The organism is Stenotrophomonas sp. Ste86, from assembly GCF_024519465.1.
Classification (GTDB): domain Bacteria; phylum Pseudomonadota; class Gammaproteobacteria; order Xanthomonadales; family Xanthomonadaceae; genus Stenotrophomonas.
In genome coordinates this window covers 15,016-34,573 of record NZ_JALJRW010000015.1, presented here as the reverse complement: position 1 = coordinate 34,573, position 19,558 = coordinate 15,016, and the positions used below count along the sequence as shown (strand labels likewise).

General features: G+C 68.2%; 15 protein-coding genes. 3 read left to right on the top strand and 12 right to left on the bottom strand.

What is annotated here, in order from left to right:
* Nucleotides 1–49: 49 nt before the first annotated feature.
* The gene (waaA, locus tag NR101_RS13740) at nt 50–1,348 is read left to right on the top strand and encodes a lipid IV(A) 3-deoxy-D-manno-octulosonic acid transferase (protein ID WP_256776503.1); all 1,299 of its coding nucleotides are present in this window, start codon (nt 50–52) and stop codon (nt 1,346–1,348) included.
* 16 nt (nt 1,349–1,364) lie between these two features.
* Here the strand turns inward: waaA and mgtE are convergent, their stop codons facing one another.
* The 5 genes from mgtE to NR101_RS13715 all read right to left on the bottom strand — a co-directional run bounded on the left by mgtE (nt 1,365) and on the right by NR101_RS13715 (nt 7,061).
* Nucleotides 1,365–2,750 carry a magnesium transporter gene (gene mgtE / locus NR101_RS13735; protein ID WP_256776502.1) on the bottom strand — a complete coding sequence of 462 codons (1,386 nt, stop codon included), beginning with the start codon at nt 2,748–2,750 and terminating at the stop codon, nt 1,365–1,367.
* A gap of 153 nt (nt 2,751–2,903) precedes the next feature.
* On the bottom strand, nt 2,904–3,572 hold the full coding sequence (locus tag NR101_RS13730) for a hypothetical protein (protein WP_256776501.1): 669 nt from the start codon (nt 3,570–3,572) through the stop codon (nt 2,904–2,906).
* 654 nt (nt 3,573–4,226) lie between these two features.
* The gene (locus NR101_RS13725; protein WP_256776500.1) at nt 4,227–5,588 is read right to left on the bottom strand and encodes a TolC family outer membrane protein; all 1,362 of its coding nucleotides are present in this window, start codon (nt 5,586–5,588) and stop codon (nt 4,227–4,229) included.
* 16 nt (nt 5,589–5,604) lie between these two features.
* Nucleotides 5,605–6,252, bottom strand: a complete 648-nt coding sequence (locus NR101_RS13720) for a protein-L-isoaspartate O-methyltransferase (RefSeq protein WP_256776499.1) — start codon at nt 6,250–6,252, stop codon at nt 5,605–5,607.
* A 137-nt stretch (nt 6,253–6,389) separates the two neighbouring features.
* Nucleotides 6,390–7,061, bottom strand: a complete 672-nt coding sequence (locus NR101_RS13715; protein WP_256776498.1) for a TetR/AcrR family transcriptional regulator — start codon at nt 7,059–7,061, stop codon at nt 6,390–6,392.
* Nucleotides 7,062–7,183: 122 nt separating this feature from the next.
* Here NR101_RS13715 and NR101_RS13710 point away from each other — a divergent pair, with 122 nt between their 5' ends.
* Entirely contained in the window at nt 7,184–8,326 is a 1,143-nt protein-coding gene (locus NR101_RS13710) for an efflux RND transporter periplasmic adaptor subunit (protein ID WP_256776497.1), read from the top strand.
* Between the two features lie 3 nt (nt 8,327–8,329).
* The gene (locus NR101_RS13705) at nt 8,330–11,500 is read left to right on the top strand and encodes an efflux RND transporter permease subunit (RefSeq protein WP_256776496.1); all 3,171 of its coding nucleotides are present in this window, start codon (nt 8,330–8,332) and stop codon (nt 11,498–11,500) included.
* 207 nt (nt 11,501–11,707) lie between these two features.
* Here NR101_RS13705 and leuB read toward each other — a convergent pair whose 3' ends face one another.
* The 7 genes from leuB to ilvG form a co-directional block, all read right to left on the bottom strand.
* The gene (gene leuB / locus NR101_RS13700) at nt 11,708–12,772 is read right to left on the bottom strand and encodes a 3-isopropylmalate dehydrogenase (protein ID WP_256776495.1); all 1,065 of its coding nucleotides are present in this window, start codon (nt 12,770–12,772) and stop codon (nt 11,708–11,710) included.
* Nucleotides 12,762–13,340 (bottom strand): 3-isopropylmalate dehydratase small subunit, encoded by a 579-nt coding sequence (gene leuD, locus NR101_RS13695; protein WP_256776494.1) that lies wholly within the window; start codon nt 13,338–13,340, stop codon nt 12,762–12,764. Before leuD ends, leuB begins: the two co-directional genes overlap by 11 nt.
* The gene (leuC, locus tag NR101_RS13690) at nt 13,340–14,761 is read right to left on the bottom strand and encodes a 3-isopropylmalate dehydratase large subunit (RefSeq protein ID WP_256776493.1); all 1,422 of its coding nucleotides are present in this window, start codon (nt 14,759–14,761) and stop codon (nt 13,340–13,342) included. The genes leuD and leuC overlap by 1 nt, the downstream gene beginning before the upstream one ends.
* A 42-nt stretch (nt 14,762–14,803) precedes the next feature.
* Nucleotides 14,804–16,351 carry a 2-isopropylmalate synthase gene (locus tag NR101_RS13685; protein ID WP_256776492.1) on the bottom strand — a complete coding sequence of 516 codons (1,548 nt, stop codon included), beginning with the start codon at nt 16,349–16,351 and terminating at the stop codon, nt 14,804–14,806.
* A gap of 2 nt (nt 16,352–16,353) precedes the next feature.
* On the bottom strand, nt 16,354–17,451 hold the full coding sequence (locus NR101_RS13680) for a threonine dehydratase (RefSeq protein WP_256776491.1): 1,098 nt from the start codon (nt 17,449–17,451) through the stop codon (nt 16,354–16,356).
* A gap of 132 nt (nt 17,452–17,583) precedes the next feature.
* The gene (locus tag NR101_RS13675) at nt 17,584–17,838 is read right to left on the bottom strand and encodes an ACT domain-containing protein (protein ID WP_256776490.1); all 255 of its coding nucleotides are present in this window, start codon (nt 17,836–17,838) and stop codon (nt 17,584–17,586) included.
* The gene (gene ilvG / locus NR101_RS13670) at nt 17,822–19,555 is read right to left on the bottom strand and encodes an acetolactate synthase 2 catalytic subunit (protein WP_256776489.1); all 1,734 of its coding nucleotides are present in this window, start codon (nt 19,553–19,555) and stop codon (nt 17,822–17,824) included. Before ilvG ends, NR101_RS13675 begins: the two co-directional genes overlap by 17 nt.
* Nucleotides 19,556–19,558: the final 3 nt, after the last annotated feature.

Here is a 19,558-nt window from a genome sequence, read left to right as displayed (position 1 = left end):
CACGGCGGCACGGGATGCCTTCCCCGCGCCGCTCCCGTATCCTCTGCGCATGCGCAAAAGCCCTGTCGAATGGATCCTGCGCGGCCTGTACTCGGCCGTGCTGTACCTGTTGCTGCCGATCACCGTGTACCACCTGGTCTGGCGCGGGTTCCGGGTGCGTGAGTACTTCCGCCGCTGGGACGAGCGCTACGCCTCCTATCCGCATCCCAGCGGGCAGCCGCGGGTGTGGCTGCATGCGGTGTCGGTGGGCGAGGTCAACGCGGCGGCGCCGCTGGTCAACGCGCTGCGCACGCTGCGCCCGGACATCCGCTGGGTCATCACCACCATCACCCCGACCGGCTCCGAGCGCGTGCGCGCGTTGTGGGGCGATGCGCTGGACCATGTCTACCTGCCCTATGACGTACCGGGCAGCGTCGGCCGCTTCCTCGGCCACTTCAAGCCGAGCCTGGCGCTCATCCTGGAAACCGAGTTGTGGCCGAACCTGCTGTTCGGGTGCCGCGACCGGGGCATTCCCGTGTACATCCTCAATGCGCGTTTGTCGGCACGTTCGCTGCGTGGCTATCGGCTGCTGAGCGCGTTGATCGGCCGCGCACTGCGCACGGTGACCTGCGTGGCCGCACAGTCGCAGGACGATGCCGAACGCTTCATCCACCTGGGCGCGTTGCCCGAACAGGTGCAGGCGCTGGGCAACCTCAAGTTCGATATCGCCGCGCCCAATGTGCAGGACTTCGTGGCGCAGTTCCATCGGCTGGTGCCGGCCGACCGCCCGGTGTGGATCGCCGCCAGCACCCACGAAGGCGAAGAGCAGGCCACCCTCGATCTGCACCGGCGCCTGCGCGAGGCGCTGCCGGGTCTGCTGCTATTGTGGGCGCCACGCCACCCCGAGCGTTTCCTCCGCGTGGAAGCGCTGGCCCGCGAACAGGGCTGGAAGGTCGCCACGCGTCGCCAGCAGCAGTGGCCGCAGGCCGACACCGATGTGTTCGTGATCGATACGCTGGGTGAGCTGATGTCCTTCTACGGCTGCGCGCAGGTCGCCTTCGTCGGTGGCAGCCTGCAGGCCATCGGCGGGCACAACCTGCTGGAGCCGGCGGCGATGGGCACCGCGGCAGTCACCGGGCCGCACCTGCACAACTTCGCCGAGATCTCCCGGCGCATGCGCGAAGCCGGCGCGGTGGTGATCGCCGAGGATGCGCAGGGCGTGGGCGATGCACTGCTGAGCCTGCTGCGCGATCCGCAGGCGCGCGAAGACATGGCGCGCGCCGGCTGCATGCTGGTGAGCAATGGCCGCGGCGCGCTGGAACGCACCGTGGCCCTGATCGCCCCGCACCTGCCGCCGGCGGTGGAATGAACGGCCGATCGCCGGTTCACGCCGCCCCTGCAGCCAGCAGATCCCCCAGGAACAGGTAAGCGAAGCCGAAGTAGATGAGCACTCCGATCAGGTCCATGATCGAGGTGATCATCGGCGAGGACAGCGTGGCCGGGTCGGTGCCGATGCGACGTGCGGCGAAGGGCAGCAGCGCGCCGATGACGCCGCCGAGCGCGGTGCACACCAGCATGCTGGAGCCCACCACCAGCAGCACATCCATGCCCACGCCCTTGCTGAAGTACGCCAGGATCGCTTCAAGCAACGCGATGGTGACACCCAGCGCGGCCGCCACCGGCAGTTCGCGTTTGATCACGAACCACACATCGGCCCAGCTCAGTTTCAGATCGCCCAGTGCCATGCTGCGGATCACCAGCGTGGCCGACTGGCTGCCGGTGTTGCCGCCCATGTCCACGATCGGGGCGATGAAGGCGGCCAGCACGATGACCTGGGTCAACAGTTCTTCCTGCGCAGCCACGAAGGTACTGGTGGCGATGCCGAAGCAGGTCAGGATCGCCAGCCAGAACACGCGGACGCGGAACATCTGCTTCAGCGGCGTGTTGCGCACGTCCAGGTCGGTGCCATGCGCACTCACCGTGCCGCCGAAGCGCGCCAGCTGCGAGGCGTCCTGCTCTTTCTCGATGTCCATCGCATCATCGACGGTGACGATGCCGATCATGCGCCCGCCGTCGTGGATTACCGGCAGCGCCAGCAGGTCGTAGCGGCGGATCAGTTCGGCGGCCTGCAGGCGCGGCCAGTGCGCCTGGGCGAACACCGGATCGGCGTGCATGATCGTGCTGATCAAGGTGTCCGCATCGGCCAGCACCAGATCGCGCAGCGAGACGCTGCCACGCAGCCGCAAGGTGTCGTCCAGCACGAAGACGATGTTGACGGTTTCCTTGTCCAGCGCGGTGGCGCGCAGGTGCGCCATCGCCTCGGCGACCGTCATCTGTGGCGCTACCCAGGCGTAGTCCGAGGTGGTCGCCGAACCGACGGTATCTTCCGGATAGGCGGCCATCTTCAGGATGTCGTCGCGCTCGACCCTGGTCAATGCAGGCAGCAAAGCCTGCCTGGCATCGTCGCCGAGACGGTTGAAGAGGTCGGCGCGATCATCGGACGGCATGTGCTCGAACAGCTGCACCTTGGCCGCCGGTGACATCGCAGCCAGCAGCAGGTCCTGGGTGGGCATCGCAACGTGTGCGAACAGGCCGGCGCGTGCCGGTGGGTCGAGCAGCATCAGCAGACCCAGGCACGCATCGGTGTCGAGCATGCCGAGCGCATCCACCAGATCCGAGGCGTGCGTGGTGGCGGTGATGCCGGCGAACCCGGCCGCATCGCAGGAACGGGACAGGGTACGGAGGGAGAACACGAGGTCGTCGCGGTTCATGGGGGGCTCCAGTCGGTAGAAAGGGGGTGACCGCCACGGTCCAGGCAGGCACATGGGCGGGGGATCGATCGCGGTGCGTGGCTGCGGCGAGCAGCCGCAGGGGGTGTTGAAGAGCGCGGTACGGGGGGATGTGGCGAAGCGGGCGCGCGACGCTCAGGGCAGTGCCGCGAGGTTGAAGCCGAGCGTGATCCAGCGGCCGTCGCGTGGGTGATGCATGCGTCCGGCGAGCAGGTCGAGGCTGGCGCCGGGCCACAGCACGCGTCGCAGACCCAGTTGGCTGCCGCGCTCGCGGGCAGCATCGTGTGCGGTCTCGGCCAGCAGCGACCAGTCGCGCGTCAGTCCGATTTCCATGCCGATGCCGTCGGTGCGACCGCGTGCGGCGCCCTGTGCCGCCCAGCCCAGGTTGAGGTGCACCTGCACGCGGTCCTGCACACCCGGTGCAATCGTCAGCGGTACGTTGAGCGCCCAGTCATCGGCGCGCGGACGCTGCGTGTTGCCACCGACGCTGGCGCCGAGTGCCAGACCCCAGTGTCGCGCCGCACCCTCGACCAGGACGCGCTTGGCACCGAACGCGTACTGGCGGCGGGCATCGCCGGGTGCCCGCGTCAGCCCGAGCGACCATTCGATGTTGGCCAACGTGCAGGCAGGCACGGTGGTCCATTCCTGGCCGGCATCGGTGTGTCGCACCCAGCTTTCCAACTGGCAGTGCCCGGCATCGGTGATGCCGGCATCGTCGACCAGCAGGCTGGCGGCGGCGCGGGTGTTGAACGGAAGCAGGACCACGCTCAACAGCAGCGGGGCGAGTACGCGGAAAGCGTGCATGGGCAATCTCCAGGCGAACGGAAACGCCAGCGGCACCCTCGTCGGGGTCGGTGGAACAGCGATGCGGATGAAGCGGGGCAGGCGCATGTGGCATGCGCCGGAAGGCCCCGTCCTGTGCGGACGGAACCGACCTTGGGGTCAGTGGATCCGTCGGCTCAGGAACAGCAGCGCGATCGACTATGACTGTCCAAGGAGGGGGTCTCTGGGGGAGGGAAGAGGTGGTGCGGGGCGCAAGGTAGACAGCGCAGATGGCGTGGTCAAGCGGTTTTTGCGGCGAAATACCAACGTATAGAAACCGTATGCCCGCGCCTGCCCTGAAACCGTGGACGCGTGTATCTGTCGGGGACATCGAACGCGCGCGCAGACACGGCGCAATGTCGCGAACGACCGACGCAGCGCGGGAAAATGTTGCCAACCCGGTAGAGCCACGCCATGCGTGGCTGTCTTCGATCGGGCGGCGTGTGCAGCCACCCATGGGGTGGCTCTACCCCCGGAGAGGCGCGCAGGAAGACCCGCGTTGCGATGGGGATGGCGCGCAGAAGGGTGCACGCGGGGTGGGGCGGGCGGCGCGCGCGAGGCCCTGCCGACGAGGGGCGCGCAAAAAAAAACCACCCGCGTGCGGGTGGTTTTTTCGTTCCAGCGAGGCTGCCGGACTCAGTTGACCTGGGTGCTTGGCGTCGCCGCAGCCTGGGTCAGCAGGCGGTTGATGTCCTGCAGTTCGGCGATGTCCAGCGTGCCCACGGCCTGGCCCAGCTGCAGGCGGTTCTGCAGGAAGGTGTAGCGCGCGTTGGCGTAGTCCAGCTGCGCCGAGAACAGGATGCGCTGGTTCTGGATGACATCCAGCACGGTGCGGGTACCCACTTCCAGACCGACCTGCGAAGCGTCGTAGGCGCTCTGTGCCGAGACCACCGCCAGGCGACGGGCTTCCACTTCGCTGATGCCGGCGACCAGGGTCTGGTAGGCATTGCGGGTGTTGCGGTCCAGGGCGCGCTTCTGCTGCTCGTAGCCGTCCTGGGCGATGTCGCGCTGGGCCAGGGCCTGGCGCACGCCGGACTGGGTGGCGCCGCCGGAGAAGATCGGCACGCTCAGGGTCAGGCCGACGCTGTTGCTGCGGCGGTCCGGGCTGAAGCTGTCACCGGCGCCGACCACATCGCCCCAGCTGGCCGACTTGCCGGCGGTAGCGCCGAGCGACAGGGTCGGGTAGTGACCGCCGCGCGCGGCCGACACGCCGGTTTCAGCGGCGCTGACCTTCAATTCCTGCGCCTTCAGCGCCGGGTTCTGGGCAACCGCTTCGTTGACCAGCTGGTCGATACTGGCGTACTTGGCCGGCAGTTCCGGGCGGAAGTCGACCGGCAGGGCGCGCAGGTCGGCCACCGGCTGGCCAGTCAGTTCGGTCAGTGCCTGGTAGGCATCGGCCAGGGTGTTCTGCGCGACGATGGTGTTCGCGCGGGCCTGGTCGTACTGGGCGCGCGCTTCGTGCACGTCGGTGATCGGGGCCAGGCCCACTTCCAGGCGCTTGTCGGCGAAGTCGAACTGCTTCTTGGCCGCCGCTTCGTTGGTCTGCGCGGCGGTCAGCGATTCGATCGCCACCAGCACGTTGAAGTACGCCGCCGAGGTGCGCACGATCAGGTCGTCGTTGGCCGAATCCAGGGTGAAGTCCGCCGCCTTGCTCAGATCGCGCTGCGAACGCAGGTTGGCGAACTGGGTGAAGTTGAACAGCGTCTGGCTGCCGTTGACCGTGTAGTTGCGGCTCTTGGTGGTGATCGAGCTGGAACTCAGGTCGTGGTTCGGGTTGGTGCGGGTGCGGTTGAGCGACGCCTCACCATTGAGCTGCGGCAGCAACGCGGCACGCGCCTGCACGGCGCCTTCCTTGTCGTACAGACGGGTCGATTCGGCGGCGGACAGCTGCGGATCGCCATTGCGCGCCATTTCGTAGACCTGCAGCAGGTCGGCGGCGGAGGCGGTCATCGGCAGCAGGGCGGCGGCCAGCGCAATAGCGAGGGATCGGCGGATCATTGCGGCTTCCTTGGACTCAGAGTTGGAACTGGGGCGCCGGAGCGGCACCGCGCAGGTAGTCGATATCGGTTTCAAACAGCGACTCGTTGGTGCCGTCGGCCTTGACCAGCACCGCTTCCATGACCGGCGACTGGCCGCGGATCACGAACAGACGGCCACCGGGACGCAGCCACTGGGTGAAACGTGACGGAATGGTGTCCACGGCAGCGGTCACGCAGATCGCGTCGAAGCGGCGCTCGGTTTCCCAGTGCAGTGCATCGGCGGTTTCGATCCGCACGTTGTTGCCCAGGCCGGCGGCATCCAGGCGCGCACGCGCGCCGGCAGCCAGTTCCGGCTGGATTTCCAAACTCAGCACTTCGCGGGCCAGCTCGCCCATGCAGGCGCTCAGGTAGCCGCTGCCGGTGCCGATTTCCAGCACTTCCTCGCCCGGCTGCAGATCCAGCGCCTGCAGGGTGCGGCCTTCGATGACCGGCTTCATCATCTTCTGCCCGAAGCCCAGCGGCAGTTCGATGTCGGCGTAGGCCAGGGCCTTGTGCGATTCAGCGACGAACGCCTCGCGCGGCAGGCGTGCCAGTACATCGAGCACGCGGATCTCCAGCACGTCCCAGGGACGGATCTGTTGTTCGACCATCAGTTCGCGGGCGTGGGAGTAATCGATCGTCATGAGGTTCTAGTTCCAGCGCAGTGGGCCGGCCATTTTACCGGTGCCGGGAGCCGGCGGCGCGCTGAGAGCATCGCTGCCGTCGCGCCGGGGTCGCAGTGCCGGAAGTCACCGCGACCTCCGGTCCATTCATCTTGATGTCACGCCGGTGGGCGCGGCGCGTACGCCCTCAGGAAGAAGTCGACGCTGGCGCTCACGTGGGCGTTCGCATCGCAGTCGGCCGGGGTCGGTCGCAGCCCGCACATCATATGCGTATGCAGCTCGCCTTTGAGCAGCGTCATCAGCTGCAGCGCGGCGGTCTGGCAGTCCTCGATCTCCAGCTCGCCACGGGCCACCCGGGCACGCAGGAACTCGGCCAGGGCATCGGTGGTGCGCTGCGGACCGGCTACCCAGAACATCTCGCGCAGGCGGTCGTCGGTTTCCGGGGCCATCATCACCCGCTGCACGGCGACCGCCTCGGCCGAGGTGATCATGCTGAAGAACGCGTGGCTGATGCCCTGCAGCTGGTCGCGCAACGGCCCTTCGGCGTCGGTGACGAACAGCGCATCGGGCAGCATGGCGACACAGGTGGACTTCACAGCTTCGGTGAAAAGGGTCTCTTTGTCGCCAAAATGGCTGTAAACGGTCAGCTTCGACACACCCGCCTGTGCGGCGATGCTGTCCATGCTGACGCCGTTGTAGCCCTGCTCCACGAACAGCGACTTGGCCGCCTCCAGGATCGCGGCGCGCTTGCCCAGGTCCTTCGGACGGCCCGGCCCGGAAGCCTTGGCGGCCGGCTTGGCGGGCGCAACGGAAGAGGTCGAATCAGTCATCCAAACAATACTAGACCAATCGGTTCGATATTTATACTATACCGGCTGGTTCACTATTGGCCGTGCTGCAACAGTATGTTGCCCGTGCGTTCTTCCGGATTTCTTTTCAGGTCCTGTACCTCATGAAAAACATGCGATGGGTGGGCGGCGCTGCGCTGCTGGTGATGCTGGCGGCGTGTGGCAAGCAGGACGCCGAGCCGGCGGCGGCGATCCCGGTGCTGGTGGTGCATCCGGGCACTGTGACCGGGCAGGAAGCGGCCGCCTATCCGGGTGAGGTGCACGCCCGCCAGGAAAGCCCGCTGTCGTTCCGCGTGGGCGGCAATATGGTCAAGCGCCACGTCGATGCCGGCCAGCGCGTGACCAAGGGCCAGCTGCTGGCCGAACTGGACGCCGCCGACTACGCCTCCCAGGCCGCCGCCTCGCAGGCGCAGCTGGCCGCGGCCGAAGCCGATCTGGTGCGTGCCCGTGACGACCAGAAGCGCTACGCCACGCTCGCCGAAGGCCAACTGGTGAGTCGCTCGGCGCTGGACCAGCAGACCGCTGCGTTCAAGGCCGCCCAGGGCCAGGCCAACGCCGCCCGCGCCAACCTGGCCGTGGCCCGCAACCAGGCCGAGTATGCGCAGCTGCGCGCGCCGGCCGATGGCGTGATCGCCAGCCGCCAGGCCGAGGCCGGGCAGGTGGTCAGCGCCGGGCAGACCGTGTTCACCCTGGCCGCCGATGGTGGCCGCGAGGTGCTGATCGCGCTGCCGGAAAGCAACATCCGCGATTACCAGGTGGGCCAGCCGGTGCAGATCGAGCTGTGGAACCGGCCGGGCCAGCTGCTGCCGGGCACGATCCGCGAGATCGCCCCCGCCGCCGATGCGCAGGCGCGTACCTATGCCACCCGCGTCAGCTTGGCGCCCGAAGCGGTGGGCGAGGTGGAACTGGGCCAGAGTGCGCGCGTGTTCGCCGCGGCCGGGCGCAGCGGCACTTTGCAGCTGCCGCTGGCGGCGGTGTTGCGTGGCGCCGATGGCAAGGCCAGCGTGTGGGTGGTGAACCCGGCCAACGGTGCGCTCAAGGCCACCCCGGTGACGGTCGGTGCCTACGGCGCCGAGGCCGTGCCGGTGTTGTCCGGGGTGACCGCTGGCGACTGGGTGGTCGCCGCCGGCGGGCATCTGCTGCGCGACGGCCAGGTGGTGACGCCGGTGGATCGGCAGAACCGTCCGGTGCTCGCTCCCGCCGTAACGCCGGCGACTGCGCCGGCCGCCGTCGGCAAGGGGCACTGATCCGTGCGCCGCTTCAATCTCTCCGAATGGGCGCTGGGCAACCGGCCGCTGGTGCTGTTTGCGATGCTTGCCTTCGCGGTCATCGGCGCGTGGTCCTACAAGCACCTGGGCCAGTCCGAGGATCCGCCGTTCACCTTCAAGGCGATGGTGGTGCGCACGATGTGGCCCGGTGCCACTGCCGAGCAGGTCTCGCGCCAGGTCACCGAGCCGATCGAAAAAGCGCTGATGAACACCGGCGAGTACGAGTTCATCCGCTCCTACTCGCGCCCGGGCGAATCGCAGGTGATCTTCATGGCGCGCGACAGCCTGCGCTCCAAGCAGATCCCGGACCTGTGGTACCAGGTACGCAAGCGCGTGGGCGACATCCGCGCCACGCTGCCGCGTGAGATCGTCGGGCCGTTCTACAACGATGAGTTCGGCGACACCTTCGGCAATATCTACGCGTTGACCGGCAAGGGCTTCGATTACGCGGTGATGCGTGACTACGCCGACCGCATCCAGCTGGAACTGCAGCGCGTGCCCGACGTGGGCAAGATCGATCTGGTCGGGCTGCAGGACGAAAAGGTCTGGATCGAGCTGTCCAACACCAAGCTGGCCACGCTGGGCGTGTCGCTGCAGCAGGTGCAGCAGGCACTCGCCGACCAGAACGCGGTGACCGCCACCAGCTTCTTCGAAACCCCGAGCGACCGCGTGCAGCTGCGCGTCACCGGCCAGTTCGATTCGGTCGAGGACATCCGCAAGTTCCCGATCCAGGCCGGCGAGCGCACCGTGCACCTGGGCGACATCGCCGAGGTCAAGCGCGGTTTCGCCGACCCGGCCTCGCCGAAGATGCGGTTCATGGGCGAGGACGCCATTGGCCTGGCCGTGGCGATGAAGGATGGCGGTGACATCCTCAAGCTCGGCGCCACCCTGGATGCCGAGTTCGAACGCCTGCAGAAGACTCTGCCGGCCGGCATGCAGCTGCGCAAGGTGTCCGACCAGCCGCACGCGGTGGAGGAGTCGGTGGGTGAGTTCGTGCAGGTGCTGACCGAGGCGGTGGTGATCGTGCTGCTGGTCAGCTTCTTCTCGTTGGGCCTGCGCACCGGACTGGTGGTGGGCGTGACCATTCCGCTGGTGCTGGCGATGACGTTCTTCGTCATGCATTACTTCGGCATCGGCCTGCACAAGATTTCGCTCGGCGCGCTGGTACTGGCGCTGGGCCTGCTGGTGGACGATGCAATCATCGCGGTGGAGATGATGGCCACCAAGATGGAACAGGGTTACGACCGCCTGCGCGCGGCCAGTTTCGCCTGGGAATCCACTGCCTTCCCGATGCTGACCGGGACGCTGATCACCGCCGCCGGCTTCCTGCCCATCGCCACGGCCGCCTCCAGTACCGGTGAGTACACCCGCTCGCTGTTCCAGGTGGTGACCATCGCGCTGGTGGTGTCCTGGATCGCCGCAGTGCTGTTCATCCCGTACCTGGGCGACAAGATGCTGCCGGATCTGTTCAACCCGCAGCTGCCCAAGCCGACCAGCCTGGCCGGGCGCTGGCGCGCCACGCGCCTGCAGTGGGCCGACCGTCATCCGGCGTTCGCGCGCTGGATCGCGCCGAAGGAACATGCGCACGACCACGATCCCTACCAGCGCCCGTTCTACACCCGTTTCCGTGGCTTCCTGGATACCTGCCTGCGCCATCGCTGGTGGGTGATCGGCGCGACCGCGGCGCTGTTCGTGTTCTCGCTGGTGATCTTCCGCTTCGTGCCGCAGCAGTTCTTCCCCGATTCGACCCGGCCCGAACTGATGGTGGACATCGAACTGGCCGAAGGCGCGTCGCTGGCGGCCACCCAGGCCCAGGCCAGCAAGCTGGAGACGCTGCTGAAGGGCCGCGAGGGCATCAGCAATTACGTGGCCTACGTCGGCACCGGCTCGCCGCGCTTCTACCTGCCGTTGGACCAGCAGCTGCCGGCCACCAACTTCTCGCAGTTCGTGGTGCTCACCGCCGATGCCAAGGCACGTGAAGCCACGCGCGACTGGTTGATCAAGGACGTGATCAAGCAGTTCCCGGACGTGCAGATGCGCGTGACCCGGCTGGAGAACGGGCCGCCGGTGGGCTACCCGGTGCAGATGCGCATCTCCGGCGAGCACGTGGCGCAGGTGCAGGCCATCGCGCGCCAGGTCGAGGCCAAGGTCCGCGAGAACCCGCACGTCATCAACGTCAACCTGGACTGGAGCGAGCCGAGCAAGGTGGTGCGGCTGGTGATCGACCAGGACCGCGCACGCGCGCTGGGCGTGAGCAGCGCACAGGTCAGCCAGTTCCTGAGCAGCTCGCTGTCGGGCATGAGCGTGAGCACCTATCGCGAAGGCAACCGCCAGATCGAGATGCTGCTGCGCGGGCCGGACAACGAGCGCGCGCAACTTGGGCTGCTTGGCAGCCTGGCCATTCCCACCGCCAGCGGTACGTCGGTGACGCTGTCGCAGGTAGCGCGGCTGGAGTACGCCTTCGAAGACGGCATCATCTGGCACCGCAACCGCCTGCCCACGGTGACCGTGCGCGCCGACATCGGCGATGGCATGCAGCCGCTGGACGTGGTGCAGCAGATCCTGCCCACCCTGGATGGCATCCGCGCGCAACTGCCGTCGGGCTACCTGTTGGAGACCGGCGGCACCGTCGAGGATTCGGCGCGCGGTCAGAACTCGATCAAGGCCGGCATGCCGCTGTTCCTGATCGTGGTGGCCACGCTGCTGATGCTGCAGCTGCGCAGCTTCTCGCGTGCGGCGATGGTGCTGGTCACCGCACCGCTGGGCATCATCGGTGCGACCCTGTTCCTGCTGCTGTTCCGCGCGCCGTTCGGCTTCGTGGCGCTGTTGGGCACCATCGCGCTGGCCGGCATGATCATGCGTAACTCGGTGATCCTGATCGACCAGATCCAGCAGGACATCGACGCCGGGCATGATCGCTGGCACGCCATCATCGATGCGACCGTACGCCGCTTCCGTCCGATCGTGCTGACCGCGCTGGCGGCGGTGCTGGCGATGATCCCGCTGTCGCGCAGTGCGTTCTACGGTTCGATGGCGATCTCGATCATGGGCGGCTTGATCGTCGGCACCGTGCTGACCCTGGTGTTCCTGCCGGCGCTGTACGCGGCGTGGTTCCGGGTGAAGCCGGATGAGGGGAAGACCGCCGAGGGGTGATCAATGGCGGGGTAGCCGACCGTTCGTCGGCTACCCCGATGCATCCCGTAGAGCCGACCGTTGGTCGGCTGCCCGATGCGTCCCGTAGAGCCGACCGTTGGTCGGCTGCCCCGATGAATCCCGTAGAGCCGACCGTTGGTCGGCTGCACCCGATCCAGGAACGGAGCGCAGCCGACCAACGGTCGGCTCTACATGCGTGGCTGCTCTTCAGCCGCGCAGGCGCGCCAGCATCGCGTCGGTGGCCTGCGTGGTGCTTACCGCCGCACCCTTGGCCGCCAGGTCTGCAGTGAACACACCGGCATCCAGCGCCGCATGCACGGCCGCTTCCACCGCAGCCGCTTCTTCCTCCAACCCCAGCGAATGCCGCAGCAGCATTGCCGCGCTGAAGATCGTGGCGTAGGGATTGGCGATGCCCTTGCCGGCGATGTCCGGGGCCGAGCCGTGGATGGGCTCGTAGATGCCCACCGCGCCGGGTTCGCCCAGCGACGCCGACGGCAACAGGCCCAAGGAGCCTGCCAGCATCGAGGCCTCGTCGGTGAGGATGTCGCCGAACATGTTCTCGGTGACGATCACGTCATACTCGCGCGGCTTGGCCAGCAGATGCATCGCCATCGAATCGACCAGCTGGTGTTCCAGCGCGATCTCCGGGAACTCCTCGCGGCCGATCCGCGCGGCCACGTCACGCCACAGGCGCGAGGTCTCCAGCACGTTGGCCTTGTCCACCGAGGTGACCTTGCCGCGCCGGGTCTGCGCCAGGCGGAAGGCGGTGCGCAGCACGCGCTCGATCTCGCCCACGCTGTAGCTGCACAGATCGCTGGCGGTGTCGGCGGTGCGGGTCTTTTCGCCGAAGTAGATGCCGCCGGTCAGTTCGCGCACCACCACGAAGTCCACGCCTTCCAGCAGCTCGGCCTTGATCGGCGAGGCGCCCAGCGCGGCCGGGTGGGTACGCACCGGGCGCAGGTTGGCGTACAGGCCGAGCGCCTTGCGGATCGCCAGCAGGCCCTGTTCGGGGCGCACCTTGGCGTTGGGGTCGGACCACTTCGGCCCGCCCACCGCGCCGAGCAGGATCGCGTCGGCCTTGCGGCAGGCGTCCAGGGTGCTGGCCGGCAACGGTTCGCCGTGGCGGTCGATGGCGATGCCCCCGATGTCGTGCTCCTGGAAACCGAAGGTGTGGCCAAAGCGCTCGGCCACCACGTCCAGCACCGTCACGGCCGCTGCGGCGACTTCCGGACCAATCCCGTCACCGGGCAAGACCACAATTTCAGCGTGCATGTTCACTCTCGTAACGTTCGATGTCAGGGGTACGGCCCAACAGATACCCCAATTGGTCCACGCCTTCCAGCAGGCAGGTCTGCGAGAAGCCGTCCAGCGGGAAGGCGTAGACGCGCCCGTCGGGCGTGCGCAGTTCACGCGCGGCCACGTCGATGGTCAGTACGTCGTCCGGCCGCTGCATGAGGGTATGCACGTCGGCTTCGTCCAGCACGATCGGCAGCAGGCCGTTCTTCAGTGAATTGCCGCGGAAGATATCGGCGATCTCGCTGCTGACGATGGCGCGCAGGCCCAGGTCGGTCAGCGCCCACGGCGCGTGTTCGCGCGAGGAACCGCAGCCGAAGTTGCGGCCCGCCAGCAGGATGCTGCGCCCGGCGTTGTGCGGCTGGTTGAAGGCAAAGCCCGGATTGGGCGTGCCGTCGGCCTGCCAGCGCCAGTCGTTGAAGGCGTGCTTGCCGAGCCCGGCGCGTTCGGTGGTGGACAGGAACCGCGCCGGAATGATCTGGTCGGTGTCGATGTTGGTCTCGGCCAGCACAACGCTGGTGGAGCTCAGGGTGCGGAAGCCGCTCATCAGGCCACCTCCCGGGCGGCATACAGTTCACGTGGATCGGCCACGCGGCCGTTCACCGCCGCCCACGCCGCCGTCATCGGCGAGGCCAGCAGCGTGCGCGAGCCGGGGCCCTGGCGGCCTTCGAAGTTGCGGTTGCTGGTGCTCACCGCCAGTTGCCCGGGGGCGACCAGGTCACCGTTCATGGCGATGCACATCGAGCAGCCCGGCTCGCGCCACTCCGCGCCCGCCGCACGCACGATGGCGTGGATGCCTTCGGCCTCGGCCTGCCGCTTGACGATCTCCGAGCCCGGCACCACCAGCATGCGCACGCCGTCGGCGACGCGCCGGCCCTGCAGCACCTGCGCCACTTCACGCATGTCGCTCAGGCGGCCGTTGGTGCACGAGCCGACGAACACCACGTCCACCGGCGTGCCGGCCAGGGTCTGCCCGGCGTGGAAGTGCATGTAATCCAGGCCTTTCTGCGCGGCAGCATCGTTGGCGGCCGGGATCGGCTGGTCCACGGCGATGGCCGTGCCGGGGTGGGTGCCCCAGGTGAGCGTGGGGCGGATGTCGGCCGCCTCGATGTGTACTTCCACGTCGAAACGCGCACCGGCATCGCTGCGCAGCTGCGACCACGCGGCGACAGCGGCGTCGAAGTCGGCGCCCTTCGGCCCGCGCGGGGTGTTGGCCACCCAGTCGTAGGTGGTCTGGTCGGGGGCGACCATGCCGGCGCGCGCACCGGCCTCGATGGACATGTTGCACAAGGTCATGCGCTGCTCCATGTCCATCGCCTCGATCGCGCTGCCGCGGAACTCCAGCACGTGGCCGGTGCCGCCGTTGACGCCGATCACGCCGATGATGTGCAGCACCACGTCCTTGGCGCCCACGCCCAGCGGCAGGGCGCCGTCGACGGTGATCGCCATCGTCTTGGCCTTGCGCTGCAACAGGCACTGGGTGGCCAACACGTGGCCGACTTCACTGGTGCCGATGCCGAAGGCCAGGGCGCCAAACGCCCCATGCGTGGAGGTGTGGCTGTCGCCGCAGACGATGGTCATGCCCGGCTGGGTGAAGCCCTGCTCGGGAGCGATCACGTGCACGATGCCGCGGCTGGCCGACTGCAGGTCGAACAGTTCCACGCCGTACGCGGCGCAGTTGCGCGCGAGCATGTCCACCTGCGCTTCGGAGGCCGCGCTGGCGTACGGCAGCTTACCGTCGGCGCCGGCCGGCAGGGTCGGGGTGGAGTGGTCCATGGTGGCCTTGGTCCGGTCCGGGCGTCGCGGCGACAGGCCGCGCTCGCGCAGTTCGGTGAAGGCCTGCGGCGAGGTCACTTCGTGGATCAGGTGCAGGTCGATGTACAGCACGGCGGGCGCGCTGTCCGATTCGGGCACGACGACGTGGGCATCCCACAGTTTGTCGTACAGCGTGCGGGGAGCTGGGGTCATGGACTGGCCTTGCTGCGGTTCGGGATGCGTCATGGGGGGGGCTCAGGCTGCGGCGGTCGCAGCGGGCTGCTCGGCCGTCGCGTTGCGCTGGCGCAGCAGTCGGTTGGCCACGTCCAGCCAGGCCAGCGCGGAGGCTTCGATGATGTCGCGGCTGGTACCGGTGCCTTCGTACTCCACGCCGTCGTGGCGCACGCTCAGGTTGGCCTCGCCGCGCGCATCGGCGCCGATGCCCACGCTGTGCACGTGGTAGCTGTCCAGCATCAGCTGTACGCCGGTGGCGGCCGACAATGCGCCGAACAGCGCATCCACCGGGCCATCGCCCTGCGCGGTTTCGGCCACGCGGTTGCCGTCCGGATCGGACAGTTCCACCAGCGCGTTGGCGCGGCTGCCGACGTCGCTGATCGTCATCGAGGCCAGGCGGTAGCCGTTCTGGGTGGCGCTGCCCTGCATCAGGGTCTGCAGGTCGGCGTCGGTGACCACGCGCTGCTGTTCGCACAGCGCCTTGAACTGTTCAAAGACATGCTTCAGTTCTTCTTCGTACAGGCAGAAGCCCAGCGCACGCAGGCGCTGTTCGACTGCCGCGCGGCCGCTGTGGCGGCCCAGCACCATCTGCGAGGACTCCCAGCCCACGTCTTCGGGGCGCATGATTTCGTAGGTGCCGCGGTGGCGCAGCATGCCGTGCTGGTGGATGCCCGACTCATGCGCGAACGCGTTGGCGCCGACGATCGCCTTGTTGCGCTGGACCGGCATGCCGACCAGGCGCTGCAGCAGCTGCGAGGTGGCGACGATGCGCGGGGTGTTGATGCGGGTGTCTTCCTCGTAGAAGGCATTGCGGACCTTCAGCACCATCGCGATCTCTTCCAGCGAGCAGTTGCCGGCACGCTCGCCGATGCCGTTGATGGTGCACTCCACCTGCCGCGCACCGCCTTCGATGGCCGCCAGCGAGTTGGCCACGGCCAGGCCCAGGTCGTTGTGGCAGTGCGCGCTGAAGATGATGCGGTCGCTGTCGGGAACCCCGGCGATCACGCGCTGGAACATGCCGCGGATTTCCTCGGGCGTGGTGAAGCCCACGGTATCGGGCAGGTTGATGGTGGTGGCACCGGCGGCCACGGCCACGCGGGCGACCTCGATCAGGAAGTCTTCTTCGGTACGCGTGGCGTCTTCGGCGGAGAATTCCACGTCATCCACGTAGCCACGTGCCAGGCTCACGTGCTTGTGCACCGATTCCAGCACCTGCTCGCGGCTCATCCGCAGTTTGTGTTCGCGATGCAGCGGACTGGTGGACAGGAACAGGTGCAGGCGCGGGTTGGCGGCCGCCTCCAGCGCCTTGGCCGAAGTCTCGATATCGGTGGCCAGGCAGCGCGACAGCACCGCCAGGGTGGTCTGGCGCAGCTCGCGGCCGATCAGCGTCATCGCTTCGCGGTCGGACTGCGAGCTGGCCGGGAAGCCGGTCTCGATGATGTCCACGCCCAGCTCGGCCAGCGCACGGGCCATCACCAGCTTCTGCGGCGGGGTCATGCTGCAGCCGGGCGATTGCTCGCCGTCGCGCAGGGTGGTGTCGAAAATTCTGATTCGGGGGGAGTTGGGCATGGTCACCAGGAGGTCTCCTCGACGGCAATGTCGGATGGGATGGCGGAGGTAGGATTCGGAGCGGTATTCGGGAGGGTCGCGAGCACGGTCGGTAGCGGTGGTCGCATGCGCTCGCTGGCGCGGCGGCGGGGTTTGCGCGGGGGGCGCGGGCGGATGTCGGCCAGCAGCTGGGCCAGCACCATCGCGTCGATGTTGCCGCCGGACACCACCGCGCACTTGCGCTTGCCGGCGACGCGACGACCGGCGGCCAGGGCCAATGCGCCGGCGCCTTCGGCGATGACGTGTTCTTCCAGTGCCAGTCGCACCAGGGTCTCGCGCAGCTCGGCTTCGCGCACGATCACCACATCGTCCAGCAGTGCGCTGCACAGCTTGCGGGTCAGGAAGCCGGGAATCTTGACCTTCACGCCGTCGGCCAGGGTGGCCACCGGCGTAATCTCGCGCAGGTCGCCGCGGATCGCGCGTGCCATCGAATCGACACCTTCGACCTGTGCGCCGACGATACGCACGCCCTGCGATTTCAGCGCCAGCGCGACGCCCGATGCCAGGCCGCCGCCGCCGATCGGCACGATCACCACGTCCGGTGCGTGCGGGGCCAGTTCGATGCCCAGGGTACCTTGCCCGGCGATCACGTCCGGATCGTCGAATGCCGACAGGAAGCGATAGCCGTGCTGGTCGGCCAGGGCGCGGGCGAACGCGTAGGCCTCGTCGTAGCTGCTGCCGTGCTGGCGCACGGTGGCGCCCCAGTGGGCGACGCCGGCGATCTTGGTGGCGGGTGCGCCATGCGGCATCACCGTGATCGCCGGGATGTTCAACCGGTAGGCGGCCCATGCCACGCCCTGGGCGTGGTTGCCGGCCGAGGCACAGATCACCGGCCGGTCATCGCCGCGTTCGCGCCCGGCCAGCAGCGCGTTCAGTGCGCCGCGCACCTTGTAGGAACCGGTGCGCTGCAGGTTTTCCAGTTTCAGCCACACCCCGAACCGCTCGGCGTAATGCAGGGGCGTGGGCGGCAGGAAGCGACGCAGCCGCGCCTGCGCGGCCAGCACGTCGGCGACGCTTACGTCGCCTACCTCCGGTTCCTGCGGGGTACGGCTAGCCGGCATCGCGCACCCGGCCAGGGTGATCGTCGCAGTGCGGTGCGCGCTGCGGCGGCGTCCCTTGATGGTGCCACCTCGTGCGCCCTGCACGCCCAAGAAGGCACCTCCGTACCGGCACCGATGCAACGGTGCGGGCGTTCATGCCGATACTCCAGGTTCCAGCGCGCTGATGCGCACCGACACACAGTCGTAGATTTTCTCGATCTGCCGGCACAGCGTTTCCGGCGGACGGGTGCTGTCCACCACCATCTGCAGGTGCCAGCGGCCGTTGTCGGCGGCATTGGGCGCGCCGGCGATCGCGCGCGGCGTGAAGCCGCGGCGTTCGGCCATGCCGATCACGCGCAGCAGCGCGCCCTCGGCGGGGACCAGCACCAGGTCAAGCCGGTATTGCATTGGGGAACTCCTGGGGCTGATGGGCAGGGTTGGCGTCCAGCATGGTGCTGTTGGCATTGTTGGGGGGCACCAGCGGCCACACGTTGGCCCGTGCATCGATGGCCACGTGCAGCAGCGCCGGACCCGGCTGGGCCAGCAGCGCGGCCAGGCCGCCTTCAACGTCATCACGCGCCTCGATGCGGGTAGCGGGAATGCCGAACACCTGCGCCAGTGCGGCGAAATCCGGGTTGTCGGACAGGTCGATCTCGCTGTAACGCTCGGCGAAGAACAGCTCCTGCCACTGGCGCACCATGCCCAGCGAACTGTTGTCCAGCAGCACGATCTTCACCGGCAGGCGGCACCGCGCGATGGTTGCCAGCTCCTGCACGTTCATCATGAAACTGCCATCGCCGGAGACCAGCACCACGGTGCGGTCGGGGCAGGCGAACTGCGCGCCCATCGCCGCCGGCAGGCCGAAGCCCATGGTGCCCAGTGCGCCGCTGGTCAGGTGGTTGCGCGGGTGGTTGAAGCGGCAGTGCTGGGCCACCCACATCTGATGCTGGCCCACGTCACAGGCGATGATCGCATCGCGCGGGGCCAGCTCGCTCAGGCGCTTCAGCAGCGCCGGGGCGTAGATGTGCGTGCCGGGCGCGTCGTAGCGCGCGGCGAAACGTTCGCGATGGCCGGCGCAGCGCTTGCGCCACGCGTCCTGGCTGGCCGGGATGGACGCCGCGGCGGTCAGGGCGCGCAGGGCGCTGCCGACGTTGCCGGGCACGGCGATGTCGGCACTGCGCAGCTTGGAGATCTCATACGCATCGGCATCGATGTGGATGACCCGCGCGAACGGGGCGAACTCGTTCAACTTGCCGGTGGCGCGGTCGTCGAAACGCGCGCCGATCACCACCAGCAGGTCGCTCTCCTGCACCGCCATGTTGGCCGCGCGGGTGCCGTGCATGCCCAGCATGCCCAGGTAGTGCGCATGCTGCGGCGGCAGCGCGCCCAGGCCGCGCAGGGTCAGCACGGTGGGGATGGCACTGGCCTCGACGAAGGCGCGGAAATCGTCGACCGCATCGCCCAGGGCAACACCACCACCGGCGTAGATCACCGGCTTTTCAGCGTTGGCAATCGCCGCAATGGCCTGTGCGATCGCGTCGTCCTGCGGCGCGGACGGGGGATTTACCGCTGCCGGCACATGCACGGGCAGGTGCGAGGCATCGGCGATCTGCACGTCCTTGGGCAGGTCGATCAGCACCGGCCCGGGACGACCTTCGCGCGCAATGCGAAAGGCCTCGCGGACCACGCGCGGCAGGTCATCGACGCTGCGCACCAGCCAGCTGTGCTTGACGATCGGCATGGTCAGCCCGAACACGTCCAGTTCCTGGAACGCGTCGGTGCCCAGCAGTGGGGTGGCGACCTGGCCGGTGATGCAGACCATCGGCACCGAATCGAGCATCGCATCGGCGATGCCGGTAACCAGGTTGGATGCCCCCGGGCCGGAGGTGGCGACACAGACGCCAACCTGGCCGCTGGCGCGGGCATAGCCATTGGCGGCCAGCGCCGCGCCCTGTTCGTGGCGCACCAGGATGTGTTTCAGCCCCGAATCCACCAGGGCGTCGTAGAACGGCATGATGGTGCCGCCGGGGTAGCCGAACAGCGTATGCACGCCCTCGGCTTCCAGGGCCTGCGTCAACCAGCGGGCGCCGTTGCAGGGCGCGGTGCTGTGTGCGGAGGTGTTCATGCG